We start from the raw sequence: 24344 nt of genomic DNA, 5'->3' as shown, positions 1-24344 counted from the left end.
TGTTGATCGCTGAACTGCCTGAACTCGGCCGGATGTCATCGGGTGAGATTGCTGCCATGACCGGTTTGGCACCGGTCCCACATGACAGCGGGGCGATGCAAGGCAGACGCGTTATCGCGGGCGGACGAAGATCATTGCGACATGTGCTGTACCAGGCCGCGCTCGCCGCCGCTTGTCACAATCCGGTTCTGAAGCCGGTCGCAAAACGCCTCAAGGAGCGTGGAAAGCCACACAAGCTCGTCATCATCGCAATCGCCCGAAGGTTGGTCACAATCGCTAACGCGATCATCAAAACCGATACCCCATGGCGTCTTAAGCTCGATGAATAGACACAGTTGCTAAATCTACGCCAGTGGCAGGAGGGACCCGCCCCATGATTGATGCCCCGGAAGTGATCGACGATCTCCGTTTCGACCCGCCGATGGCGGTGACCGGCAATGGCTGGACGCTGATCTCCGACCGGGTGATGGGCGGCGTTTCGTCGGGTACGATGTCCCGTGAGACCGTTGGCGCTCGAGACGCCATCCGCATGCGGGGCGGTGTCAGCCTTGAGAACAATGGCGGCTTCCTGCAGGTCGCCCTGGATCTCGGCGATGCCGGCGGCGAGGTGGATGCGCGGCAATGGGAGGGTATCCGGCTCGACGTGTTCGGCAACGGTCAGACCTACAACCTGCATCTGCGAACCTCCGACATCCGCCGTCCGTGGGTATCCTACCGTCAGAGTTTCCGGGCTCCGCCGGAATGGAAAACCGTGTTCCTGCCTTTCGCGAAGTTCACGCCGCACCGCACGGATCAGGCACTGAACATCGCCGGCCTTCGGCGCCTCGGGATCGTCGCCATCGGCCGCGATTTCGAAGCCGACATCGCGATCGCAGACATCCGTTTCTACGCCGCGAACGAGCCGATCTGACACGACCGGAAATGGTCTGCTTTTGTCTGGTGGTGCTGGTTATCGAAGTAGATTCCCGGGGTAGATTCCGAGGGGTGGATTCCGGCCAAGCTGGATTCCTCTGTGGATTTTACAGTTTTGGTCAAGAATCCACTTTGCGCGACTGTGGGTGCGCCGCAATTATCTGTAAATAGAAATCTTTCTTGAGGATTGCGTCGCGGGTGGATTCCCCGGTGAAATCCACTGTCGCTAGAGAACCTCTGCGCTCAGCCCCACGCATACACATTCGCCTGGGAGGAACCCTCGGAGCGGGCTAACGCAAAACGCCCGGAGCGATGTTCTCCGGTCGTTCTCCTGCGATGATTGATTTATGAGTCAAGAGGGGCAGCTCCGTCAATAGCTGCCGAGCACCTTCCTATCTGGATATCACGGTAACCATTCAGAATACAGATCTCGGGCAAGTATTGCCGGAAATCTCTCAATCTTCCCGCTCGAGCCTTACAACCATCTCCGTAAACCCACGCGCCCTCGCATGCTCCAATGGCGTGACGCCGTCCCGGTCTGCCAGGGTCCGGTCGGCTCCGGCCGAGAGCAGCGCCTCGAGAACGGCCTGGTGGTTTTGGCCTCCGTCGCCCAGGACCACGGCCTCCATCACCGCCGTCCAATGCAGATTGTTCACATGGTCCAGCGGCGCACCCGCCGAGATCAGGCGCTTGACCACCTCGACATGGCCGAGATGCGCTGCCGCGATAAGCGCGGTCCCATCATAGGGGCTGGTCATCAGGCCGGGATCATTGCCGAGGTCGATGGCGAGCGACATCAGATCGGGGTCGTCCGCCACCGCCGCGATCGTGACCACGTCGTAGGCGCGACCTTCGAGCGCGTTCATGTCCGCCCCGGCCTCCGCCAACGCCCGGAGCGCCGTGTCTTCAGAAGCGAAAGCCGCCACATGTGCAGGCGTTCGCCACTTGGGGTCGCGCGCATCGACGTCCGCACCGTTTTCGGCGAGCCGTCGGATTGTCGCGGCGTCTCCGGTGTGCGCCGCGCGGAACAGCCCCTCATAGGCGGCGATCTCGCTGGACGATGGCGCGGTTTGGGCTGTTGCCATGGCGGCAAGGCACGCCAAAAAGGGAATGAGCGCAAAACGGGTCATGACGGGTCCTTTCTGCAAGGGAGGTTCCAGAATTGCGAGCCGTGCGCAGAACGCGCGGCCAGGGCGCCTTATTCCGCGCCGATTTTGTCGAGGCCGACGCGTGCGCAATCGGCGTCGATTGCGCCGGAGGGTGCACCGCCGACACCAATGCCACCGACAAGTGCGCCGTTGATCCGGATCGGCAATCCACCTGCCTGAATGACAAGCCGCGGGTCCATATCCCGCAGGCCATTGTTCTGAGTGTTTGCAGAGATGAACTCGGCGAGACCCGCAGTATCCCGCCCCAGGCCGGCGGAAGTGAACGCTTTGCCCGTAGCACTCGAGGCGGTATGAGCACCGGAATTGTCTGCCTTCAGAAGAACCTTGGTGGTGCCGTCGCGTGCCACGATCGCAACGCTGACGTTATGGCCCTCGTCGGCACAGGCGGTGAGAGCGGCACTGGCGGCATCGCTGGCCATGGCGAGCGGCAAATAGGGCGCAGTGGGCAATTCCTGGGCAGCGGCGGCAATAGGTGCCACAAGCGCGGCCACGAAGATGATCGATCGGTACATGTCAGGTCTCCTCTACTGTTGACAGGAAAACACCTACCAGCACGGCAAAGATGGCCCCATTCGTAGCTCGGGCATCGGTCTCCGTACTTCTACGGAGTGCTCTCCGCTTCGATCCACAGGCGCGCCATTTCGGCCGGCGAGGTGGTCCCGAGCTTTGCGCCGATGGCCGCGCGATGGCTTTCCACGGTTCGGGGCGAGACACCCAACGCGCCTGCGATATCGCGCGTAGTGAAGCCGCGGGCAACCAGCGACAGCACTTCGTGTTCGCGAGGCGTCAAATCGGCCAGCAAGACCAGCGTCTCGTTGCGCTCCGCCTGTTCTGCCACCGCCCGGTCCAACGCCGCCTGGCCCTTCTGAATCGCATCGATCAGATCCTGTTCGTCCACCGGTTTCGAAAGGAAGTCGATTGCACCATTTCGAAATGCCTTGCGGCAGGCCTCGATATCGCCATGGCCAGAGATGACAACGGTCGGCCAGTCGATCTCCGCCTTGCGCAGCTGTTCCTGAAGCTTCAGACCGGAAATCGCGGGCATCCGGATATCAAGGATGAGGCAACCCGGCGCAAGGCCCGGCAGCGCCTGTAGGAAATCCGCCGGGCGGGCATATGCGGTGGTGTCGATACCCACCGTTGAAAGAAGCAGGCAGAGAGCGTCGCGTACGGCGGCGTCGTCATCGACAAGGTAAACCCGAGCGCTCATTCCGCGGCCTCGCGGCTTTCCTGCGCAAGCGGGAGGCTGACCCGGAACTGGGCGCCGCTGGTTGCGTGAACCAGTGCCAGATCGCCTCCGGCGCGCTCCACGAGCCGATGGCTGAGCGCAAGTCCAAGCCCCGTTCCCGCATCCCTCGTGGTCACAAATGGCGAAAAGAGCCTGTCCCTGATGTCTTCCCGGACGCCGGGTCCGGTGTCCTGAACGTCTACATGCGCTATGTGTCCGTCCACTGAGAGCGTCACGGTCACGATGCGATCACCATCGATCCCTTCGACAGCGTCGAGCGCGTTCCTGACGAGATTGAAGATCACCTGCTCCAGTTCGATCCGGTCTGCAAGGACTGGGACCTGTTGATCCGGCGTCCGGATCACGAGCTTGGAGCCGATTTCCTCAGCCTGACGACCAAGCAAGGTCTCGGCGACTGCCACGCAGTCCCGCACGTCCACAGTTTCCGGCCGCCGCGAGTGCGGTCGCGTCCATGTCCTGAGTCTTTCCAGAATTGCCGACGCTCGTCTCGTTTGTGCAATGATTTCTTCGAGCACCTCGGAAACCTTGCCGGTGTCACCCCGTGTCGCGAGCCGCCGTGCCGCCTGGGCCTGGGCGAGGATTGCGGTCAGAGGCTGGGTGAGCTCATGCGCCATACCGCTCGCCATCTCTCCAAGGGCGTTCACGCGGCTCGCATGGCTGAGACGTGTTTCCATACCACTTAACTCTGCCAGCTGTTCCGCTGCCCGGACCCTTGCGCGCTGGCGAAGAGCAACCCGGGATGCAAATGCCCCGAGGGTCATTATGGCGATGACCAGCGCGACCTTCGTCAGCGGCAGCAGGTCGGTAGGATTGAGCGCAACGCTGGTCTCCAGGCGAAGCGGTTGCGTGCCGCTCGACAATCTTTCTGCGAACTGCGGCATTCCCGGTTCCGGACCTTCGGCGAGGATCGGCGTCCCGTCCGGAAGAGACAGCACACGCACTGTTGCCGCCTTTTCCCAATAGCCGGACTCGCCCTCGAGCAGCGCCCTGGCGTCGATCGTCAGGGCAAGGCCATAGCGTGCCGCATCGGTGTTCGGACTGCGCTTGACGATCAGATAAGACGGGGTCTCCCACGGCGCAGGTACGAGCACAGGTGCCCCCGTAGACTCGCGCGCCGCGGCACGAATGAGGTCCCGAAGGTCTGTCTCCTCCATTCCGATCTCGATTCCGCCCGTGTCTGTGCCAAGCGGGATCAGGGCAATTCCAGTGATCCGAGGATAGAACTGCATGATCGCTCCGGCAACATCCCGAAAGAGGTCGGGCCGTTGCTCCGCGCCGGCGATGGCAATGGCGGACAGAGCGGTCAGGTGAGCGGCGTGTTGATCGGCACGCTGGGAGACCCGGGCTTGCAGGCGATCGCTTTCCGCGGTGAGTTCGTCAATCCTGGCACTGCGTTCAGATATCCAGATTCCTCCCAGCGCCAGGAAACAGGCAGACAGCCAGAGGGCGACGCCCATATGGCGCCCGAGAAGCCTGCCGTCGAATAGTTTCCCGCTTTTTTCCAATCTGTTGCTCCAGTCGTATCCGGCGGTGGTTCATTGGTGGTTCCTTCGACGTTAGCATAGTTGGAACCCACTCGTTCGAAATCCGCAGAACTACGGAGGCTGTCATTCATTCGGAAGGCGGTGTCAGAGCAACTTGGCTTGTCGCGGGGCAGGGGGCTGGGTAGCGTCCACAGATGACAAAACGCGACCCGTTCAAATACTTCAAGACGAGCGAAGAGATCATCCGCCTGGCGGTCCATTGAAATTCTTGAAGAAAACGATGCGGCGATACGGCCGGCCTGAGGCCATCGTCTCTGACTTGCTTCGGTCCTGCGGCGCGGCCTTGAAGGCGATTGGCGCCGAACAACTACACGAAACTGGCCAATGGCTGAACGACCGGGCGGAGAATTCGCACCTGCCGTTCCGACGACGAGAGCGGGCGATGCAACGCTTCCGGCGGATGCGAAGTCTGCAAATGTTTTCCGCCGTCCACGCCTCTGTCTCCAACCATTTCAACTCGGAGCGCAGCCTCTCCTCCAGGTCCAACTTCAAGAAAAACCGTACCGCTGCTCTCGCCGGGTGGCGCCGCCTCGGCGCGGCATAAGGGACAGCAGTCTTGCCCTAGTAGAGACGAGTTCGAACTTGTCTGACACCACCCCATTTCCCATTATTTTCGGAGCACAACTGCAGGCGTCTCAGTGGGCCCGAAACGCGGGTCCGTTTTCGGGTGGTTTTCCCTGTTCTGGCCCGATTTACAGGGAAGTTTTTTGATTTACAGGGATTTTGGATGTGAGGTCGCTGGATTGAACGAGTAATGTCAGTGGGTTGTGTCTGACGTCAGCGCCCTACGGAGAGATTTAGGGGTTTGAGCGACGGAGGGTTCTGGTTCATCGAAGCCATCAGGGAGCGAAGATGAAACAGACACCCGGAACATCGAAGGATGCCGCTGACAAGCTGGTCACGGGGATCAACCACAAGACCCGCAAGCACTACTCGGCCGAGGAGAAGATCCCCATCGTTCTGGCGGGCCTCCGTGGCGAGGAGAACATCGCCGCGCTGTGCCGTCGGGAAGGGATTGCCACCCGCCTGTACTACGGCTGGTCGAGGGAGTTGCTCGAAGCTGGAAAGAAGCGTTTGGCTGGCGATACCGTCCGTCAGGCGACCAGTCCCGAGATCAAAGATCTTCGCGCGGGAGCTGCGGCACTGAAGGAGGCTGTGGCCAACCTCACGCTCGAAAACCGCTTGCTCGAAAAAGCATGCTGGGGGAGACGAAGACATATGGGATATCAAGCCTCAGACAAGCTCGAATTCATCCGCCTTGTGGAGCTGTCCCACTTGCCGGTGAAGCGGACGCTGGACAAACTCGGCATTCCCAAGACCACATTCTATCGGCAGCAAGACCGGTACCAGATGTTTGGCGAACTCGGGCTGGAGCATGCTCTCGCGATTGCACAGGCCATTGAAATCTGAAGAAGAGGGCCGTCTTCAGGGACGGCCCAAACCAGCCGTAAATGACCTCCGCCGCGAATGGCGGGTCAGAGCCCATAATGTCAAATGCTTCTGGGAGCACGAACGGCCACTTACCGACTGTGCGGATGCTAAACCTCCTCGTCAGTGGCAACACAGTCTGCAAAATATTGAATCTGATTGTTCTCATCCAACTCCTGCACCAGCCCATGAATATCGATCTCGAACCCCGGACATTCGCGCACGAAGGTTCTGTTGAATTTCAGATATTCGACGATCTTCTTGTTGAAGACCTCTCCTGGGATCAAAAGCGGAATGCCCGGTGGGTAGGGTGTGACAAGGCTTGTTGTTATACGTCCCTCAAGATCGTCTATCGGCACGCGTTGGGTCTTACGGGCGGCTATGCAGGAAAACGCGTCAGTCGGCTTCATCGCGGGCACCAGGTCGCTGAGGTAGATCTGCGTCGACAGAACAGCGACATCAGATTTGGCATATAGCGAATGGACGTGCTGGCACATATCGCCCAGACCCATTTGTTCATAGCGCGGCTGTTTGGCGCAAAATTCCGGCATGCAGCGCCACATCGGAACGTTCTTGTCATAGTCGTCCTTGAACTGCTGCAACTCGGTCAGAAGCGAATTCCAGCGGCCCTTGGTGATCCCGATCGTAAACATGATGAAGAAGCTGTAGAGACCCGTCTTCTCGACGACAACACCATGCTCAGCCAGATATTTTGTAACGATTGAAGCAGGGATACCCGAATAGTCGAACTTCCCGTCAAAATTCATACCCGGCGTGATGATGGTGGCTTTGATAGGATCCAGCATGTTGAAGCCGGGGGCCATGTCGCCAAAGGCATGCCAGGATTCTTCGCCATCTGACGGCTGCACGCCTTCGGCGTTCGTTTTTTGCAGCACCCAGTTTTCGGGACTGTCGACGCCTTCTTCGCCCAACTCCTCTGGACCCCAAACCTGGAACCACCAATCGTTGCCGTACTCTTCATCCACCTTTCGCATAGCGCGACGGAAATTGAGCGACTCGATCACGCTTTCTTCGACAAGAGCGCGCCCACCAGGAGGCTCCATCATCGCGGCAGCCACGTCGCAACTCGCAATGATGCTATATTGAGGGCTGGTCGAGCTGTGCATTAGATACGCTTCATTGAACAGGTGCCGGTCCAGTTTGCTGTTCTTGCTGTCTTGGACCAATACATGGCTCGCCTGCGAAATCCCGGCCAGAAGCTTGTGGATTGACTGGGTCGAATAGGTCACCGAATGGCTCGGTCGGTCGCGCTTGCGCCCCATTGCGTGGAAGGTGCCATAGAACGGGTGGAACGCCGCGTGCGGCAACCAAGCCTCGTCGAAATGCAGGTTCTCGACATAGCCGTCGAGCATATCCTTGATCGTCTCGGTGTTGTACAAGACGCCGTCATAGGTCGATTGCGTCAGGGTAATGATACGCGGCTTGACCGTGTCCGCATCCACATGCGCCAACAGCGGGTTGGAGCGGATTTTCTCCTTGATCGCCTCGATCACGAACTCGGCCTTTGGAATTGGCCCGATGATGCCATAGTGATTGCGCGTCGGTTTCATGAAAACGGGGATAGCGCCCGTCATTATGATGCTATGCAGAATGGATTTGTGACAATTTCGGTCAACGACAACCACGTCGCCGGGGGCGACTGTATGGTGCCATACCATCTTGTTTGATGTGCTGGTGCCGTTGGTGACAAAGAAGCAGTGGTCGGCATTGAAAATCCTTGCCGCATTGCGCTCGGACGCGCCGATGGCACCGTTGTGGTCAAGCAACTGGCCAAGTTCCTCGACCGAGTTGCACACATCTGCTCGCAGCATGTTCTCGCCGTAGAACTGGTGGTACATCTGCCCGATAGGACTTTTCAGAAACGCCACACCGCCAGAGTGCCCCGGACAGTGCCATGAGTAGGATCCATCCTCTGCGTAGTCGAGCAGCGCCTTGAAGAACGGCGGCTGGATACCTTCGAGATAGGCCTTGGCGTCGCGGACGATATGGCGGGCGACGAATTCTGGTGTGTCTTCAAATGTGTGAATGAACCCATGAAGTTCGCGCAAAATATCGTTGGGCAGATGGCGGCTCGTCTTGGTTTCGCCGTAGATATAAATCGGCACATCGTTGTTTTTCCAACGCACTTCTTCGATGAAGGACCGCAGGTTCAACACTGCTGGATCAAGATCGGGGCCGGGCGTGAATTCCTCGTCATCGATGGACAGCACAAAAGCACTTGCGCGGGATTGCTGTTGCGCAAACTGCGACAAATCTCCGTAGCTGGTTGTGCCCAACACCTCAAAGCCTTCGCTCTCGATGGCTTCAGCGATGGCACGGATGCCCAAGCCAGAAGAGTTGTCTGAACGGAAGTCCTCGTCAATGATGACGATGGGAAAGCGAAATTTCATAAGGGGCTCCAGTAGGGCAGTATCAGGCTATGTTTTCTTTCTGGCGATGCGCTTTTTTTCGGAACCCGTCCGAGTCAAAAACCTTGGGATTATGTCTCCGTTGATATGACGGCCGTCAAGGGCCAAGCGCAGGTTGCTTTCGACTTCTCTGCGAAAGGGTCCCTCTCATTTATCTGCGTCATACCAGCCAAGTCATCACGAGGGTCACGAGGGTCACGAGGCTGAGCGCAACGAAAATCCCTGCCAAGTCGGTTTTTGTTGCCAGCAGCGGACCGCTTGCGACCGCGGTGTCTTGCCTGGCCACCAACTACCCTTTCGATCCCGCCGCCGACGTATACCGGTGCCCCCGCAGGCGGAACTCAGGCCATATTGGCGGAACATCTCGAAGAGGCGACCGGAGTTCGGGCAGGACCTCATCAAGAAGTACTATGCCCGAAAGAAGGTCGAGTTGCGTTTCGGCCGTGGGGTGGTCGAACATCGAATACCTGGTTCGCAAAGAAGGTTGGTGGCTGTCCGCACCCTAACTTGCCTCTTGCCCGACACCGGCAAACCGAATGCCGCTCAACGCCGCCATGTCACGGTTCCAAGTGGTAATGTCGTGGACAGTGAAATTCGATAGATCCCCATGTCCACAGGCCCTCGCCAGAACTTTCATGAGTTCGACGCTCGCACCGAAATACCGCGCCAACCTCTGCGCTCCTACCTCGACATCGAGACGCGCCCTGAGTTCCGGTTTCTGGGTAGCGACGCCGACCGGGCAGTTGTTGGTGTTGCACATGCGGGCTGCTATGCACCCGACCGCCTGCATTGCCGCGTTTGACACGGCTATGGCATCGGCACCCAGGGCAAGCGCCTTCACAAAGTCCTCGGCGACCCTTAGCCCACCTGTGACAACAAGCGTGACCTCACGACCTGACTTCGCATCCAGATGCCGCCTTGCCCGCGCCAGCGCCGGAATCGTCGGCACGGAGATATGATCGCGGAAAATCAACGGCGCCGCCCCGGTCCCGCCGCCGCGCCCGTCCAGGATGATGTAGTCGGCACTGGCTTCGAGGGCAAAGTCGATGTCATCCTCGATGTGATTTGCGGAGAGTTTGAACCCGATCGGAATGCCCCCCGAGCGCTCTCGCACTTCATCGGCGAGTTTCGCGAAATCCTCCGGGGTTACGAGGTCTGGGAATGTACTGGGAGAGATCGCGCTCTGGCCGGGCTCTAGCCCACGCACCTCGGCGATCTTCCCTTGGACCTTCTCTCCAGGCAGATGTCCACCTGTGCCGGTCTTGGCCCCCTGTCCTCCCTTGAAATGGAAGGCCTGGACGTCCTCCACGAGTTCCGGGCGCCAGCCGAACCGGGCAGAGGCGAGTTCGTAGAAGTAGCGGCTGTTCTCTGCCTTCTCCTCAGGCAGCATGCCGCCTTCACCTGAACAGATTCCGGTTCCGGCCAGCTCGGCACCGCGCGCGAGCGCTGTCTTGGCTTCCTCCGACAGGGCACCAAAGCTCATGTCGGAGACAAACAGCGGGATATCGAGTTGCAGGGGCCTTGCGGCGCGTGGGCCAATCACGACGCTTGTACCAACCTTGTGGTCGTCGAGCAGGGGTTTTCGGGCCATCTGAGCCGGCAGGATCTGAATATCGTCCCAGTGTGGCAGGTCCTTGCGCGGCACGCCCATGGCACCTACCTCGCCGTGATGGCCGAGTTTCGACAAGCCGTCCCTGGCAAGCTCGTGGATGCGTGCGACCGTAGGTTCTTCGGGCGTCGGGACGGCCTTGGGTGCACCGGATTCCTTCCCCTCTGGAGACGGATCGCCAACGGAAAGCTCGCCAAGTCGCGCGTGCGTCCCATCGCAAAACGGCGCGTTGGCGCTGGCCTTGCACTGGCAAAGTGCGGACCTTCCTGTCTTTTCGGCTGTAAAACTGATCGGCTTAATTCCGGTGCCCCGGTGCGATCCGTCGCAGAAGGGCTGATTCTTCGACCGCCCGCAGCGACACCACGTGTAACGCTTGCCCTCTTCAAGTTCGACCATTCCGGGAGATTTTGCTGCGATGATCGGGGCCTCGGTCATATCGGGCTACGTCCTTCTGTATGAAAATGATCGGCGTTGGCTTCCGTGCTGGCGTGTCTCTCCTACAGCCTAGTCCGATAATACGGCTAGGGAAGCCCTTCGCTTGCGCCAGCTCACGCGCTGGTTCTCGTGCCGGGCGTCCGTCGCCTTCAGTGAGGCCATAACCTGGCTCGGCCGCTCTTCGCTTGTTCGGTCAGACGGCAGACGCCTCCCTGACTGTTTCTGCAATAGCAAATTCCGGCAATCCGAGGGGCGGCGAAATGAGCAAGAACGGCACGACGTTGCCAACCAATTCACCTTATGGAATCGTCTACAGCCTTGCCAAATGGACGTTCGAAGGATTTGGCTGTGATTCCATCATCACGAGCCTCCCTTCGTTCGGGTCGACCACACCTGCAGGTCGGCAAATGCCTTTGTCGTTGCCGCGATGACAAGTGCGCAGAGAACGGTCTTGGAGACCGTCTCCATCGTCCCTTCGATCAGCAAGGCATGAACCACGCTCCCGATGACGGTCACGGTCGCGAAGATTACATGGGCAAGGCGCCATGTGCGCCATCGCAGGCGCAGCCTTCGGCGAAGAGCGGCCAGGATAGCCGCGGCGAAGATTGCCCACATGGCGATCACGCCCCAGGCAGAGAACGGCGTTGGCGAGGCGAAGAGAAGGGCATCCAACACGTCCGGTGGGCTGGTGATCCAGAGGGCTGCAACGTGAATCACAACTACCGCGACAAGCAGTGCGCCGATCCAGCGATGCATGCGTCGCCGCCCGAGTGTGGAGATTCCGGGCAGGTAGCCGCCGGCCAGCAATGGCTGAAGGATGATGAGGCCCATCGCGATAACCCCTGCGAAACCGCCAGCGATGTATACTGGATCGCGCCATGCGATCAGCGGGCTTGCCGCCGCAAGGGAGATCGGCACAGCTATGGCTGTCGCAAGGGCACACCAGATCAGCATCGAGCGGACCCGCCTCATTCGTCTGCTCCCACCCCGTCAGGCGGGTTGAAGGACGAAGTGCGCGCTCAGGCTGGTATCTTTTGCACGGCGCATCACAGGGCGCAGGAAGACAGTTTCGAAGTCTGCATCGTCATAGGCGAGGTGGCCATGCGGCTGACCGAACGCGGGCACGATCTGCGGCATCTCGAGGCTAAACTCCCCTTTCGCATCGGTGAGCGTGGCACCATGACTGTGCGGGTCACGCTCGTGCCCTTCGGTCGTGTGCGCCCAGATCTGAATTCTTTGGCCGGCAAGCGGGGCGCCATCGCCCGCGCGGCGCACCGTGCCGGTCATCCAGAATCCGCCTCCGCCAATCCGATCCACTGTCGGAGCACCAGGAAGATAGTTGTTGGAACCGCCCCGCATCGAAGACGTCGGCGCTAGGCCCTGCGCGCGGGCGGGAACCAGACGTCCGGACAATCCGGTCGCCACAACCGCGCTTCCGGTGGCGAGAAGAGAACGACGGGACAAGAGAAGGACGGGCATTCAGGACTCTCCAATCAAGCATGCGTTCATACGTCCAGCGCTGAGGCTGGATTCAATTCGGACGGATGATAACACATATGGAGCAATTTCCGGCTCCGGCTGGACGCATGGTTGGAAAATTGCATCAATGTTTTGTGATCCCGGGGCCGAATACCTGTCGCGCGTCCTGTAACTGTTTTTCGAAACCCATTTGCGCATTTAACGCGCTGCGCTACCTTTCAGGAATGATCCGCATTCTTGCCTTGATCTCCTGCATGGCCTTCCCGGTGCTTGCGGAGGACGTGTCGGTCGAGCTTGTCTTGCTGGCCGATGCCTCGGGTTCGATCAGCCCCGAGGAGATCCGTTTTCAGCGGCAAGGCTATGCCGAGGCGCTTACGCACCCGCAGGTAATTTCCGCCATCCAGACCTCGGCCTACGGGCGGATAGCTGTCACCTACGTCGAATGGGCTTCGGCCGGCGAGGAAGACGTCGTGGTTCCATGGTCCGTGATCCATGACGCGACAAGCGCCGCGGCCTTTGCCGAGGCACTTCCGCTTCCGCCGCGCCGCGCCTTCGGGCGCAATGCAATCGGCTCAGCTCTTCTGACCGGCAAGCGGCTGATCGAAACCAACGATCACGAAGGCTGGCGGAAGGTGATAGATTTCTCGGGCGACAGCGCCAACAATTTCAACGGCCCCCCGATCGAGACAGCTCGCGCCGAGGTGCTGGCTTCGGGCATCACCATAAACGGGCTGCCGATCCTCTGCCGGTTTTGCGATACACCGAGCCGCCACCCTGACCTGGGCCGGATTTACGAAGAACGCATCATTGGCGGCCCGGGCGCCTTTGTCGTGACTGCCGAAAGCGAGGCCGATCTGGCCCGGGCCATCCGCCGAAAACTGGTGCTGGAAATATCGGGACGACGTCCGGACTGGAAGTTTGCAGGCCGCTGAAACCGAATGGCAAGCCCGGCGACCGAACAGCCTGAAGGATAGGCTAAAAAAAGCTTGTTCAGTTCATGCGGACCGGCTCGACGGCGAACCTGCGTGAGGCCTCAAGGCTCGACAAGGATGCGCCCCGTCACGGCAAGCGCTCCGTCTCTCAGGCGAAAAATCAGAATTTCTCCGGATCGCGTAGCCTGCCCGGCGAGGGCGGATATGTTCACCTGGTGAGACACCAGCATCAGCTTGCCTTCCGTACCTTCAATTAGGTCGAGGGTCGCGCGGGTTTGGCTGTCGCGTGTCGAGTAGTCTCGAAAGAACGAGTTCAGCGAGGGTGCCTCCACAACCGGCCCAACATCAAGGAGTTCTGCTGTCTCACGGGTGCGGCACCATTGGCTCGAAAAAACGGTGTCGAACGCGATCCCGCGCTCACGGATGGCTTCGCCAATTTTGCGAGCCTGCTCACGGCCACGTTCATCCAGGTTTCTCTGCGTAGAGCAATCCTCAAGTCTGAATTCGGATGGGTCGCCAGTTCCCGGCGCGAGTGCGTGACGCATAACGGCAATAGCGCCATCCTCCTGTAACGCGCTCCAGTCATTCGCAAGTGCGAGGCAGGGAAGGAGGAACAGGATTAATGATAAACTCTTCATCGATTCCGCTTTCGGTGACTGAAGGCCAGCCGGATCGGAACCAAAGTCCGCCCTTTGAGGCCAGTGGCAAAACCCCAGATTCTGAACGCACCGCACCATAGCGCGGTGCAGTGCAGTGCGATTGGCGTTCGATCAGCTCGCGAAATGCTCACCGAGGAACGCCGAGAATGTCTCCCAGCTCGCAGTGTCCGCGCGTTCCTGGTAGCGATCGGAGCCAAACACGGTAAAGGCGTGCGGCGCGTTCGAATAGACCTCGATAGTGTAGGTATTGCCGGCCGCCTCGAGCTCGGTCGCAAAGGTCGCGACGTCTTCCATCGTGATCGATGTGTCAGCGCCGCCGTGAAGCACCAGAACCGGCGGTTCGTCCCCATCCCAAGCCTGTCCCTCAGGTGTCGAGAGACCGCCGTGGAAGGTTGCATAGCCACTTGCCATGTCCCCCATGTCGCTGCGAGCCATTTCGAGAGCGACGGCGCCCCCGAAGCAATAGCCCTTGACGATCATTTCATCGACGCTTGAGCGCGCCTGCGCCTGCTCCACACCGGCCTGCACAAGCGCGCGCATGCGCGCTCGATCCTGATACAGCGCTCCGGTGGCGGCACGCCTGTGATCCACGGTTTCGGCCGGCGTTCCATCCCCGAACATGTCGAGAGCGAATGCATTGTAGCCCATCTCTGCAAGCATATCTGCCCGCTTGCGCTCGTAATCCGTCATGCCGTCCCAATCGTGAACGATTACGACGAGCCCCTTCGGGTTCTCAGCCTCGGCCCAGTAGCCCGTGAAACTTTCTCCACCGACGGTGTAGGCCACGTCCTCCGCCATTACGGACGTCGCCACCAACGTCGATGCCATATAAATTGATGCGAAACGCATGGATCCTCCAGATTTTCATTTGTCTCAACGTTCGGTGCATAAGCACGCTTTTATCGAAATGGTGCAGATGCCCGGCCCGGCAAGGTCTCGCGGGTGAAATAGGCTCTTGGACCAAGCTGGCCTGCGGTTCGGCGCAACGCTCACCCGGCAGTCGGGTCCGGCGGGCGGTGTCAGAGTGAATCCGGTTGAGCGGGGCAGGGTGGTCTCGTAGCCTCTCGGAAGGACCAAACACGACCCATTCAAGTATTTTCGGACAAGCCGCGAGAAACGCACCGAGCGCCTGCGTTCCGGGCAACAAGGCTGCAATCCGTCTTGCCCAGATCCATGCCCAAAACCCTGATGTTCATCGGATGCTCCTCTCCTTCGCCAGTCCCGCAACGATAACTGCGGGGCGGTGGGAAGGCGGTTCATCCCATTGCGTCAGGGTTCCTCGAAGCTTTCCACCCGAAAGCTGTGCAGGGCCACGTTCTCGCTCCAATAGTTTCCCGCAAGTCCTGCCTTGAGTTTCAGCGCTTCGAGGAAAGGCCGCGGTTGCGGAAAGTGCTCCCACACTGCCGGAAGGAAGACTCCACGCTGGGTTGCCGTGGACAGGATCACTCCATCGAGCCCGGGTACCAGCCGGGACAGAGCATCCTCTTCATCTTCGAAGGCCATTTCGATCGGCTTGCCGAGAACGGCGATCTTGATGCGCAGTGCTCGCAACTCTGCCGCAGTCACGGCCCTGAAACGCGGGTCGCGGAAACCGGCGCCTGTCGCGTTTTCCGCCACGTCCAGGGCAAGAGGCCTTCGGGCCGCAAGTGACCCAATGCAACCGCGCAGGTCTCTGCCCAGCGTCAGCGTCACGAAACTGGCTGCTACCGTCTGCAGCGGCTGAGACGCGTGCTCTTGGGGGGACGAGGCCCCGCGACCAGTCGCCAATCGTTCCGTTATCGCGTATCGAGCGAGGCCGAGCAATTCCTCCCGCGATTTCCGGTTCAGGATAGCAGCATCGGACGGATAGAAAGCCCAGCCACCATACCCGACGACCTGTGACCGGTCTCCACTCACAGCGGCGCTGTCGCCCATTCCGAGCCTCAGTGCCTTGGTCGCTTGGCCGGCTCGGGATATGAGCCACCCCTGAATGCCTCGAGCTCCGCAGGCATGGTACGAAGTCAACGCGGCCGCTTCACTGGTTTCGATCAGCCGCGCGGTTTCAGCATCTTTCTGGCGGGCCTCATCCTGGCGCAGGAAATGGCTGAGGTCGGAGGAAAGAACCGTCAGGGTGTTCGGCCCAGCGAGCGCGTCGATTGCCGCTGCCACCTGCTCGGGCGGCACGTCTCCGCAAACCAACGGAACGATTTTCGCTTCCGGCCACAGTGTACGGATGAAAGGGAGTTGCGTTTCGATGCCATGTTCATTGTCATGGGCCGCGTCTTCCTCATGCGCCAAGCCTGCGTGGCCGAGTTCTGCGCAGGCGGCACGGTCTATTTCGAGCGGGCCGAGTGGAGTCGAAAAAACATCCTGGGATGGATAAGCCAGGCCGCGAAACCAGTGTCGATGCGAAGGCGAGATCACCACGACGCGCGCCGGCCTCCAAATGACCGACCCGAAGGAAAGCCCTGCAAAGAGCCCAGAATACTGATAGCCGGCATGGGCAGAGATGATGGCACAAGGATCGGCTGCTCCGGCCCGGTCAGCTTGTTCGGCTGCCCGCAGACAATCCTCTACTGTGGCGGCGAGCTGTCTGCCCTCCGCAGGGAAAAATATGCCTGCAAATCGGCAGCTGCGTACGGTCATCTATCTCCTATCGGCAACGCGCAGCCTTCTGTGTGAGCCTACTTGCCCTATATAATATGTGATCACAAAAAAATGGAGAGGTCACCTTGGAAACTGCGCGCTTCTGGTCATCCCGGCCCGATGATGGACGGCTCGTTTGCGAGCTTTGTCCACGCTTCTGCGCGCTGAAGCCGGGACAGCGCGGGCTGTGCTTCGTGCGCAAGGCCGAGGGCCAGCGTATCGTGCTCGACACCTATAACCGTTCCTCGGGTTTCTGCATCGACCCGATCGAGAAGAAACCCCTCAACCATTTCCTGCCTGGCACGCCGGTATTGAGTTTCGGCACAGCGGGCTGCAACCTTGCCTGCAAGTTCTGCCAAAACCACGAGATATCGAAGAGTCGCGAGGTCGCGAGCCTGTCTGACTACGCAACGCCCGAGATGATCGCGAATGCGGCGGCGAAGGCCGGTGCGGCCTCCGTCGCCTATACCTACAACGACCCGGTGATCTTCCATGAATACGCCGTCGACATCGCGCAGGCCTGCCATGAAAAAGGCATTCGAAGCGTGGCGGTGACAGCCGGATACATCACGCCCGAGCCGCGCGTGGAGTTCTTCGCCAACATGGACGCGGCGAATATCGACCTGAAGGCCTTCACCGAGAAATTCTACCACGACCTCACGGCCTCGCATCTCGCGCCGGTGCTGGAGACCATCGAATATGTCGTGAAAGAAACGGACTGCTGGGTGGAACTCACGACGCTCCTGATCCCGGGCTGGAACGACAGCGACGGGGAATTGACAGAAATGGTTGAATGGGTAGTGGACCGCTTGGGTCCGGACGTACCGATGCATTTCTCGGCCTTTCACCCGGATCACCGCATGCGAGACGTGCCGCCAACGCCGCAATCGACCTTGTTGCACGCGCGGGAGATCGCCAAGGCCGCGGGTGTGCACCACGTCTATGTCGGAAACACACATCACAAAATAGCGGATTCGAGCTACTGCGCGCATTGCGGAGGGCTGGTGATCGGCCGAGATTGGTATCAACTCTCCAAATGGAATCTGACCGAAAATGGCAACTGCCTAAATTGTGGTTGCGCGTTTCCCGGAGTGATCGAAGGCCCACCCGGCGCCTGGGGGCCAAGAAGGCAGCCGATCCTGATCGCGTGACGTTGTCAGAGGGAATCCGATCGAGCGGGGCAGGGTGGTCCCCTAGCATCTCGGGATGAGGAAATCCGACCCATTCAAGTACTTCCGGACCAGCCGCGAGATCATCCGCGTACCTCGGTATTGCCATCGAATTCGCGCTGGTTGACATGCTCTCAGGCCATAGCGAGATGTTTCTTGGGGGGGAAGCTGTTCTGGTTAGGGTCGCTTTCCCACTTGTCGGGCTGCTTGGGGTCCTGTTGTTCAAAGCATCGCCACATGCGCCGGAACTCCGAGATTGAATAGAAGAAGAAGATGGATCTCATCCCGATCTTCCACTGTTCTACTCAGCCAACTCTCGCATGACCCTGATCAAATCGGATTTGCCTTCGAAGCCGATGCCGGGGAGTTCCGGCATGACGATGTGGCCTTCCTCGACTTTCACTCCATCGGGGAATCCGCCGTAGGGCTGGAACAGGTCCGGATAACTCTCGTTCCCGCCCAGCCCGAGACCGGCTGCGATGTTGAGCGACATTTGGTGACCGCCATGCGGAATGCAGCGGGTAGGGGACCAACCTGCTTGGTCGAGGACATCAAGAGTTCGAAGGTATTCCACAAGACCGTAGGAAAGCGCGCAGTCGAACTGAAGCCAGTCGCGGTCGGGGCGCATGCCGCCGTAGCGTATCAGGTTGCGGGCATCCTGATGCGAGAACAGGTTCTCGCCGGTCGCCATGGGCCCCGGATAGAACTCGGCCATGGCGGCTTGAAGGTGGAAGTCCAGCGGATCGCCGATCTCTTCATACCAGAAGAGCGGGTAGTTCCGCAGCATCTTGGCATAGGCAATCGCGGTTTCGAGATCGAAGCGCCCATTGGCATCGACGGCGAGTTGCGCTTCGGCGCCGATCTCTTCCAGCACCGCCTCGATCCGTCGCTGGTCCTCGCTGATGGAGGCGCCGCCGATCTTCATCTTGACGACATTGTAGCCGCGCTCGAGATAGCCGCGCATCTCCTTGCGCAGCGCTGTGTCGTCCTTTCCCGGATAGTAGTAGCCGCCCGCCGCATAGACGAAGACCCGCGGGTTCGCTTCCACGCCCTTGCGTTCGGCCAACAGACGGAACAGCGGTTTGCCCTCGATCTTCGCGATGGCGTCCCAAACGGCCATGTCAATCGTGCCGACGGCGACCGAACGTTCGCCATGCCCGCCCGGTTTCTCGTTCTGCATCATCGCGGCCCAGATCCTGTGGCCGTCCAGATTGGTGCCTTCGTCATTCATGAGTGACGCGGGATCCGCCTCGATGATGCGGTCGCGGAAGCGTTCCCGGATCAGGCCGCCCTGACCGTAGCGTCCATTGGAATTGAAGCCATAACCAACGACCCGGCGACCGTCCCTGACGGTGTCGGTGACGACCGCCACCAAGCTTGCCGTCATCTTGCTGAAGTCGATATAGGCGTTCCGGATCGGCGATGAGATCAGTTTCGTGACTTCGCAGATGTCAACGATTCGCATTGGAGATGTCCTTCGCTGAAAGTTTTTGCCCGCCGGCGTTCGTCGCGGATACCTAGTGGATCACAGCTGGTCCATTCCAATGCTGAATTGGGTCGTATTCATGCCAAACCTGCATATATCAACCATCGGCGCGACCGACGACCTTTTTCCAGAAGGCTTCGCAATGCGGCGACATGCGGGAATGGGGGCGATAAATGACCACTTGCACCGGAACATCGAACTCCTCGCCTCCGGCACGTGTCAGGCTGCCGTGTTCGATATCGCTCCTGGCAAGCGACAGGGGGAGATAGGCGACGCCCTGACCCTCCTTCGCCATTTCGAGATTGGTCGAGGCGAGAACCGAGTTCATCGTCGGTTTGATGCCGGGGCGCGCATTCTCTGCCCAGTGCGCTTCCAGGATGGCATGCAGGCCCGACGCCCCCGCATAGGCTATGAAGGGCACGTCGCGTGATTCCGAGCCAAGCTCCCAAAGAGGCAGGCCCTCCGCATCCGGCGCGCAGAGGGGAGCGAGACAATCACTGGCAATTGGGTGGCAAAGGAATTGTTTACCCGGAAGTTCCTGATTTCCTGCCAAGCCTTTGTGGCAGATGAAGAAGCTGGCACCGCCATTCTGCATCAGCCGCAAACATTGCCGGTAGGTATCAGACACCATGTTGAGAGCGCCAATTTCCGCAGGTGTGCCCACCTGCATGAGCCACCGAGGCACGAAGGTGTAGGACAGGGCATGGGTGGCAGCGAGGTTCAGGTTTCGTTGCGCAAGCCCTGCGGCTTCCAGAGCTTCCAGCCGGGCATCAGAAAGCATCCTGACGATGGCTTCTGCGCGGGGTTGGAACGCCTTGCCCGCGGGTGTCAGAGTGACCTGACGTGTCGTGCGATGAATGAGTGGTGTCTGGAACGCGGTTTCAAGATTCTTGATGCGGCGACTGAACGCGGGTTGGGTCATGTTCCGGTTCCCGGCCGCGCGGGAAAAATTCAGCTCGCGAGCCAATTCCAGGAAGTCTTCCAGCAATGCCAAGTCCATAGGATCGCCTCTCGCCTGCATTCATGCTTAATCGGCATCATTTCATGATGCAATCGGCGTCACTTTCTAATTCTGCCTGCTCGTTTCAGGTCAGCGTTCCTGATCTGGAACGGAGCGCTGAGGTTCGCCGCCCTTAGCCGTTCGGAAAGCAAGTCGACGAAAACGCGGACCTTGGCCGTCAGGCGATGCCGCTCGGGATATATGGCGGAAATGTTCGCCGTCTGGAAGTATTCGGGCAGCACTACCCGTAGTCGGCCTTCGCGTACATGATGCGCAATATCCCACTCCGATCTCAGCATGATTCCCTGCCCGCCAAGCATCCATTCGCGCGCCATTTCGCCGTCGTTGGTGCTAAGCCCTCCTTTCACGCGTGCCGACGGGCTTTCACCGCTGCGGTCGTCAAACCGCCAAATGTCATAAACGTCGTATTCTTGCCTGAGAACGATGCAGTTGTGGCGGCTCAGGTCGTGCAGGCTGGCAGGCTCTCCATATCGCTTCAGGTACGCCGGTGACGCGCACATGAACCTGCGGTTTCTCTGAAGGAGACGCTGTGTGAGGTTGCTTGTCGGTGAGTTGCCGAACCGGATACCCAGATCGAATCCCTTTTCGATGAGGTTCATTGGCGCATCGGACACGACAAGTTGCACCTCCACTTCCGGGTAGACTTCACGGAACGCGGACGCGGCCGGGGCGATATATTCTCGACTGAAGCCGAAAGTTGCATTGATGCGCAGCAGGCCACTGGGCATCTCCTGACCCGAGCGAAGGCTGTGCTCCAGTTCTTCGATTTCCCCCAATAGCAGAATGGCCTTGCTGAAATACGCCTCGCCTTCGCCAGTCAGGCTGACTCTCCGCGTTGTTCGGTTCATCAGTCGGACCCCGAGCCGATCCTCCAGCCGTGCCAGGCGGCGGCTGACGGCCGAAGCTGTGATCCCAATCTCCCGCGCAGTTTCGACGAAGCTTTCGCGTCGAGCCAGAAGCACAAAAAAACCCAGGTCGCTCTCACTCATTAGTTACCTGCATGCAATAATGATGTTCACTTTCTGAAATTAAAGAAAATTTCGAAGTAGTCTACGGTTTGTCCGGTCCGCCTGTGAGGAGATGGCGGACATCTGTCTGTAAGTGAAAGTTGTTCGGCAGAATTGGCGTGGAACCGAAACCGGCAGACCCGAGGTCTCTGAATGGTTCCGCTACATGCTGCGTGTTCCCATGTGGAAATTCATGAGGAGGAAACCATGAAAAGAACTGTTGCAACCATCTTTGCCGGGCTGCTGGCGGCGTCACCGCTCGCTGCGCAGTCGGCCGAGGACTTCCCGACCAAGCCGATGACCTACATCATCCCGTTCAATGCCGGTGGCGAGTCCGACATTTCGGCGCGCTTTCAGCAGTCCGAATGGGAGGCCGTGACCGGACAGCAAGTGGTGATCCAATATCAACCCGGCGCGGGCGGTGCGCAGGCCTGGTCGCAGCTCAACTCTCTGCCCGGCGACGGCTACACCGTCATGGGTATCAACCTGCCTCACACGGTCTTGCAGCCGCTTGCCGGTTCGGTCGGGTATGCGACCGAAGACCTAACGCCGGTTCACTACTTCCATTACACGCCGAACGCGATTTTCGTGCGTAAGGAAAGTCAGTTTGAATCCCTGGATCAGCTGATTGAACACGCAAAGGCGAACCCGGGCATGGTTACTTTCGCGGGTTCGGGTTCGAACTCCGCCAACAACCTTGCTGCCGTACAGTTGAACCAGCTGGCTGAAGTCAACACCACCTACGTTCCGTTCTCGGGCACCGGCCCCTCGATCACCGCGATTCTGGGCGGCTCGACAATGGCTGGCTTCAACTACGCGACCTCCGGTGTAAGCCAAGGGGATGCCATGAGGATGCTCGCTGTTGCCTCCGAAGAACGTCTGGCGTCCTTCCCGGATGTTCCCACGTTCAAGGAGCTCGGATACGACATCGTTGGCGGCGCCTATCGCGGCGTGGCGGTGCCGGCTTCCACTTCCGAGGAACTGCGTCAGCGGATTTCCGATATCGTCTCCCAGATCAACGCCCAGCCTGCCTTCATCGAAAAGATGGAGAGTGCCGGCTTCGTGCTGACCGATATCGGGTATGACAAGATGGACGAGTTCGTCGCCGAGCGTGTCGAAGAGTATACCGCCGGTGCCAAGGCGCTTGGTATCATCCAGTAACGGCGCAAGAAGATGGACATTCTCGGCTACCTCCTGAACGCGCTGACTCCGTTCAACCTCCTGCTCGCCCTCGTTGGCGTGATCCTGGGAACGGTGATCGGCGCACTTCCTGGCCTCTCGGCGACCATGGCAGTGGCCGTGCTTGTCCCCTTCACTTTCACCATGGATCCCGCCGCGGGCCTCATCGCCCTCGGCGCGATCTATACCGGTGCGATCTATGGCGGTGCCTATGCCGCCATCCTCGTAAACACGCCGGGTACGCCGTCAGCAATCGCCACGACGTTCGACGGTTTCCCTATGGCGAAGCGTGGCGACGGTGGGCTGGCGCTTTCGCTCGCAACCATCGCCTCGGTCGCAGGCGGCATTGTCGGTGCGGTATCGCTGTTGCTGCTCGCGCCACCATTGGCAAAGGTTGCACTGTCATTCGGTCCGACCGAGTATTTCTGGCTCGCCATGTTCGGTCTGACGCTCATCGCAGCGCTGTCGGTCGGAAACACGGTCAAGGGGCTCATCGGTGCCTGCGTCGGCCTGTTCCTTTCAATGATCGGCGTCGCCGTGGTGGGCGGCGACGTGCGGTACACGATGGGAATGCAACGCTTTCTGGCGGGTATCGACCTGACCTCGGCCATCATCGGTCTGTATTGCGTTCCCGTCATCCTCGATCTCGTCGCGACGGCCGATCCACACCTTAAGCCGTCGGAAACGGGAGGACTTCGTTTCCGTGACAGCCTTCGCATGTCACTCAACCGCAAGTTCAACGTTATCCGCTCTTCGGTGATCGGCACGGTGATCGGCATCCTGCCCGGCGCCGGGGGATCCATCGCGGGGCTTGTATCCTATTCCGAGGCCCGACGTTCATCGGACGAACCGGAGAGCTTCGGCAAGGGCAACCCGGACGGAGTGATCGCCACGGAGGCAGCAAACAATGCCACCGTTGGCGGCGGTTTCATACCGACGCTTGTGCTCGGAATTCCGGGCACGCCGCCGGACGCGATCATACTTGGTGCGCTGCTCGTGCAGGGTATCAAGATCGGCCCGACGCTTTTCACGACAGACGCAGATATCGTCTACACGTTCATCTGGGGGCTGCTCATTGCGACCGCACTCATGCTGCCTGTCGGCCTTCTGATCGGGCGATACGCCTATTCCTTCATCATCAAGGTGCCGAAGGCGATACTGGCCCCGACTGTCGCTTTGCTAACGATCATCGGTGCCTTCGCGATCCACTCCAACGTCGAAGACGCTCAGTTGATGGTCGTTCTCGGCATCTTTGCCTGGATTCTGAACCGCTACGGCTTCCAGCCTTCCCCCATCGTTCTAGGGCTCGTCCTCGGCTCGATTGCCGAGCAGGGCTTCGTGCAGACCTATCTGATCGGCAATGCATCCGGACGCCTGGCAGAGATGTTCTTCATGCGCCCGATCAGTATCGGCATCATTTGCGCTGCCGTGCTGACACTGGTTTTCCCGATCTGGGCCGACTGGAAATCGAAGCGGCGCGCACAGCTAGCGCAGGTCGCCGAGCAACTGGCCGACGATGGGACCGGGATCGCGCCGGAGCCGAAGCAGCGCGACGTTCCCGGCATGGTCATCGCAGGCATCTTCATTGTTCTGGGCGTGGTGATCTACCTTGGCGCCTCCGGCATGTCGCCACTGGGATCGGTGTTCCCGAAGACGATCGCCGCCGCTCTAATCGCGTTTTCGGCCATTCTCATCGCCATGAACTTGCGTCTACCTGCCGGCGGACCGAGCGAGGCAATTGAACTGAATGCCGCTGCCAAGCATCGGATCGCGCTTGGGGCCGTGATGTTGGCATGGGTCGTGCTGATGCCCGCGATCGGCTTTCTGGTAACCAGCATGGCCGCCTTCATCGCGATCATGGTTATCGCGGACTACGACAACCCGCCCGCAAAGATGTGGGCAATCTGGATCACGGCCGGCCTGCTTATCTGCACGGCCTTCTGGTGGCTTATGGCCGAAGTGCTGCTTCTTCGCATGCCAACTGGCCTGTTGTTCTGAAACGGAGACATTCA

General features: G+C 59.7%; 20 protein-coding genes and 2 pseudogenes. 8 read left to right on the top strand and 14 right to left on the bottom strand.

Going from position 1 to position 24344, the window contains the following annotated elements; genetic code table 11:
- Both BLR85_RS12760 and BLR85_RS12755 read left to right on the top strand, forming a co-directional pair.
- Positions 1-329 (top strand): transposase (locus BLR85_RS12760; RefSeq protein ID WP_139188382.1); only part of this gene is annotated, 329 nt, incomplete at its 5' end.
- A gap of 44 nt (positions 330-373) precedes the next feature.
- Complete coding sequence (locus tag BLR85_RS12755) at positions 374-910, top strand: CIA30 family protein (protein ID WP_093156374.1); 537 nt, start codon at positions 374-376, stop codon at positions 908-910.
- Positions 911-1367: 457 nt separating this feature from the next.
- Here BLR85_RS12755 and BLR85_RS12750 read toward each other — a convergent pair whose 3' ends face one another.
- The 4 genes from BLR85_RS12750 to BLR85_RS12735 all read right to left on the bottom strand — a co-directional run bounded on the left by BLR85_RS12750 (position 1368) and on the right by BLR85_RS12735 (position 4835).
- Positions 1368-2042: an ankyrin repeat domain-containing protein gene (locus BLR85_RS12750; protein WP_093156371.1), complete on the bottom strand. Its 675-nt coding sequence runs from the start codon at positions 2040-2042 to the stop codon at positions 1368-1370.
- 68 nt (positions 2043-2110) lie between these two features.
- Positions 2111-2593 (bottom strand): GlcG/HbpS family heme-binding protein, encoded by a 483-nt coding sequence (locus BLR85_RS12745; protein ID WP_093156368.1) that lies wholly within the window; start codon positions 2591-2593, stop codon positions 2111-2113.
- Positions 2594-2682: 89 nt separating this feature from the next.
- Complete coding sequence (locus BLR85_RS12740; RefSeq protein ID WP_093156365.1) at positions 2683-3291, bottom strand: response regulator transcription factor; 609 nt, start codon at positions 3289-3291, stop codon at positions 2683-2685.
- Positions 3288-4835: a sensor histidine kinase gene (locus BLR85_RS12735; RefSeq protein WP_244520714.1), complete on the bottom strand. Its 1548-nt coding sequence runs from the start codon at positions 4833-4835 to the stop codon at positions 3288-3290. The genes BLR85_RS12740 and BLR85_RS12735 overlap by 4 nt, the downstream gene beginning before the upstream one ends.
- A 166-nt stretch (positions 4836-5001) precedes the next feature.
- Here BLR85_RS12735 and BLR85_RS12730 point away from each other — a divergent pair.
- Positions 5002-5418: pseudogene (locus BLR85_RS12730) on the top strand (DDE-type integrase/transposase/recombinase); the annotation flags it as partial.
- A 308-nt stretch (positions 5419-5726) separates the two neighbouring features.
- A pseudogene (locus tag BLR85_RS12725) lies at positions 5727-6233 on the top strand (transposase); the annotation flags it as partial.
- Between the two features lie 179 nt (positions 6234-6412).
- Here BLR85_RS12725 and BLR85_RS12720 read toward each other — a convergent pair.
- From BLR85_RS12720 to BLR85_RS12705, 4 genes are all read right to left on the bottom strand, one after another.
- Positions 6413-8713 carry an arginine/lysine/ornithine decarboxylase gene (locus BLR85_RS12720; protein WP_093156359.1) on the bottom strand — a complete coding sequence of 767 codons (2301 nt, stop codon included), beginning with the start codon at positions 8711-8713 and terminating at the stop codon, positions 6413-6415.
- 520 nt (positions 8714-9233) lie between these two features.
- A complete protein-coding gene (locus BLR85_RS12715) occupies positions 9234-10775 on the bottom strand; it encodes a glutamate synthase-related protein (protein ID WP_093156356.1) in 1542 nt (513 codons plus the stop codon).
- A gap of 360 nt (positions 10776-11135) precedes the next feature.
- On the bottom strand, positions 11136-11747 hold the full coding sequence (locus BLR85_RS12710; RefSeq protein ID WP_093156353.1) for a ferric reductase-like transmembrane domain-containing protein: 612 nt from the start codon (positions 11745-11747) through the stop codon (positions 11136-11138).
- Positions 11748-11765: 18 nt separating this feature from the next.
- Positions 11766-12254 (bottom strand): peptidase associated/transthyretin-like domain-containing protein, encoded by a 489-nt coding sequence (locus BLR85_RS12705; protein WP_093156350.1) that lies wholly within the window; start codon positions 12252-12254, stop codon positions 11766-11768.
- A gap of 224 nt (positions 12255-12478) precedes the next feature.
- Here BLR85_RS12705 and BLR85_RS12700 point away from each other — a divergent pair, with 224 nt between their 5' ends.
- On the top strand, positions 12479-13186 hold the full coding sequence (locus tag BLR85_RS12700; protein WP_093156347.1) for a DUF1194 domain-containing protein: 708 nt from the start codon (positions 12479-12481) through the stop codon (positions 13184-13186).
- Positions 13187-13287: 101 nt separating this feature from the next.
- Here the strand turns inward: BLR85_RS12700 and BLR85_RS12695 are convergent, their stop codons facing one another.
- The 3 genes from BLR85_RS12695 to amrB form a co-directional block, all read right to left on the bottom strand.
- Positions 13288-13824: a histidine phosphatase family protein gene (locus BLR85_RS12695; RefSeq protein WP_093156344.1), complete on the bottom strand. Its 537-nt coding sequence runs from the start codon at positions 13822-13824 to the stop codon at positions 13288-13290.
- A gap of 132 nt (positions 13825-13956) precedes the next feature.
- Positions 13957-14694, bottom strand: coding sequence for a dienelactone hydrolase family protein (locus tag BLR85_RS12690; protein WP_093156341.1), 738 nt, complete (start codon positions 14692-14694; stop codon positions 13957-13959).
- A gap of 420 nt (positions 14695-15114) precedes the next feature.
- Positions 15115-16470, bottom strand: a complete 1356-nt coding sequence (gene amrB, locus BLR85_RS12685) for an AmmeMemoRadiSam system protein B (protein ID WP_093156339.1) — start codon at positions 16468-16470, stop codon at positions 15115-15117.
- An 86-nt stretch (positions 16471-16556) separates the two neighbouring features.
- On the opposite strand from amrB, the gene amrS reads away from it, so the two are divergent.
- Positions 16557-17621: an AmmeMemoRadiSam system radical SAM enzyme gene (gene amrS, locus BLR85_RS12680; RefSeq protein ID WP_093156336.1), complete on the top strand. Its 1065-nt coding sequence runs from the start codon at positions 16557-16559 to the stop codon at positions 17619-17621.
- A gap of 319 nt (positions 17622-17940) precedes the next feature.
- On the opposite strand, the gene BLR85_RS12675 is transcribed toward amrS, so the two are convergent.
- The 3 genes from BLR85_RS12675 to BLR85_RS12665 all read right to left on the bottom strand — a co-directional run bounded on the left by BLR85_RS12675 (position 17941) and on the right by BLR85_RS12665 (position 21135).
- On the bottom strand, positions 17941-19104 hold the full coding sequence (locus BLR85_RS12675; RefSeq protein WP_093156333.1) for a mandelate racemase/muconate lactonizing enzyme family protein: 1164 nt from the start codon (positions 19102-19104) through the stop codon (positions 17941-17943).
- Between the two features lie 118 nt (positions 19105-19222).
- Entirely contained in the window at positions 19223-20125 is a 903-nt protein-coding gene (locus tag BLR85_RS12670; RefSeq protein ID WP_170844558.1) for a LysR family transcriptional regulator, read from the bottom strand.
- A 59-nt stretch (positions 20126-20184) separates the two neighbouring features.
- Positions 20185-21135, bottom strand: coding sequence for a LysR family transcriptional regulator (locus tag BLR85_RS12665; protein ID WP_093156327.1), 951 nt, complete (start codon positions 21133-21135; stop codon positions 20185-20187).
- A gap of 225 nt (positions 21136-21360) precedes the next feature.
- Between BLR85_RS12665 and BLR85_RS12660 the strand changes: the two genes are divergently transcribed.
- Both BLR85_RS12660 and BLR85_RS12655 read left to right on the top strand, forming a co-directional pair.
- Positions 21361-22314, top strand: coding sequence for a tripartite tricarboxylate transporter substrate binding protein (locus BLR85_RS12660; RefSeq protein WP_093156324.1), 954 nt, complete (start codon positions 21361-21363; stop codon positions 22312-22314).
- A 12-nt stretch (positions 22315-22326) separates the two neighbouring features.
- Positions 22327-24330, top strand: coding sequence for a tripartite tricarboxylate transporter permease (locus tag BLR85_RS12655; RefSeq protein ID WP_093156321.1), 2004 nt, complete (start codon positions 22327-22329; stop codon positions 24328-24330).
- Positions 24331-24344: the final 14 nt, after the last annotated feature.

It is taken from the genome of Aliiruegeria lutimaris (assembly GCF_900099935.1).
Classification (GTDB): domain Bacteria; phylum Pseudomonadota; class Alphaproteobacteria; order Rhodobacterales; family Rhodobacteraceae; genus Tropicimonas; species Tropicimonas lutimaris.
Note: the sequence above shows the minus strand (reverse complement) of the source record. Positions and strands in the feature narration are given on the sequence as shown.

What these genes read in the sequence shown, in the direction of transcription:
- BLR85_RS12660 (WP_093156324.1), top strand. Translation starts at nt 21,361, where the DNA reads ATGAAAAGAACTGTTGCAACCATCTTTGCCGGGCTGCTGGCGGCGTCA.
- BLR85_RS12745 (WP_093156368.1), bottom strand. Translation starts at nt 2,593, where the DNA reads ATGTACCGATCGATCATCTTCGTGGCCGCGCTTGTGGCACCTATTGCC.
- BLR85_RS12750 (WP_093156371.1), bottom strand. Translation starts at nt 2,042, where the DNA reads ATGACCCGTTTTGCGCTCATTCCCTTTTTGGCGTGCCTTGCCGCCATG.
- BLR85_RS12655 (WP_093156321.1), top strand. Translation starts at nt 22,327, where the DNA reads ATGGACATTCTCGGCTACCTCCTGAACGCGCTGACTCCGTTCAACCTC.
- amrB (WP_093156339.1), bottom strand. Translation starts at nt 16,470, where the DNA reads ATGACCGTACGCAGCTGCCGATTTGCAGGCATATTTTTCCCTGCGGAG.
- BLR85_RS12675 (WP_093156333.1), bottom strand. Translation starts at nt 19,104, where the DNA reads ATGCGAATCGTTGACATCTGCGAAGTCACGAAACTGATCTCATCGCCG.
- BLR85_RS12740 (WP_093156365.1), bottom strand. Translation starts at nt 3,291, where the DNA reads ATGAGCGCTCGGGTTTACCTTGTCGATGACGACGCCGCCGTACGCGAC.
- BLR85_RS12670 (WP_170844558.1), bottom strand. Translation starts at nt 20,125, where the DNA reads ATGGACTTGGCATTGCTGGAAGACTTCCTGGAATTGGCTCGCGAGCTG.
- BLR85_RS12715 (WP_093156356.1), bottom strand. Translation starts at nt 10,775, where the DNA reads ATGACCGAGGCCCCGATCATCGCAGCAAAATCTCCCGGAATGGTCGAA.
- BLR85_RS12690 (WP_093156341.1), bottom strand. Translation starts at nt 14,694, where the DNA reads ATGCGTTTCGCATCAATTTATATGGCATCGACGTTGGTGGCGACGTCC.
- BLR85_RS12695 (WP_093156344.1), bottom strand. Translation starts at nt 13,824, where the DNA reads ATGAAGAGTTTATCATTAATCCTGTTCCTCCTTCCCTGCCTCGCACTT.
- BLR85_RS12720 (WP_093156359.1), bottom strand. Translation starts at nt 8,713, where the DNA reads ATGAAATTTCGCTTTCCCATCGTCATCATTGACGAGGACTTCCGTTCA.
- BLR85_RS12700 (WP_093156347.1), top strand. Translation starts at nt 12,479, where the DNA reads ATGATCCGCATTCTTGCCTTGATCTCCTGCATGGCCTTCCCGGTGCTT.
- BLR85_RS12755 (WP_093156374.1), top strand. Translation starts at nt 374, where the DNA reads ATGATTGATGCCCCGGAAGTGATCGACGATCTCCGTTTCGACCCGCCG.
- BLR85_RS12665 (WP_093156327.1), bottom strand. Translation starts at nt 21,135, where the DNA reads ATGAGTGAGAGCGACCTGGGTTTTTTTGTGCTTCTGGCTCGACGCGAA.
- BLR85_RS12710 (WP_093156353.1), bottom strand. Translation starts at nt 11,747, where the DNA reads ATGAGGCGGGTCCGCTCGATGCTGATCTGGTGTGCCCTTGCGACAGCC.
- BLR85_RS12705 (WP_093156350.1), bottom strand. Translation starts at nt 12,254, where the DNA reads ATGCCCGTCCTTCTCTTGTCCCGTCGTTCTCTTCTCGCCACCGGAAGC.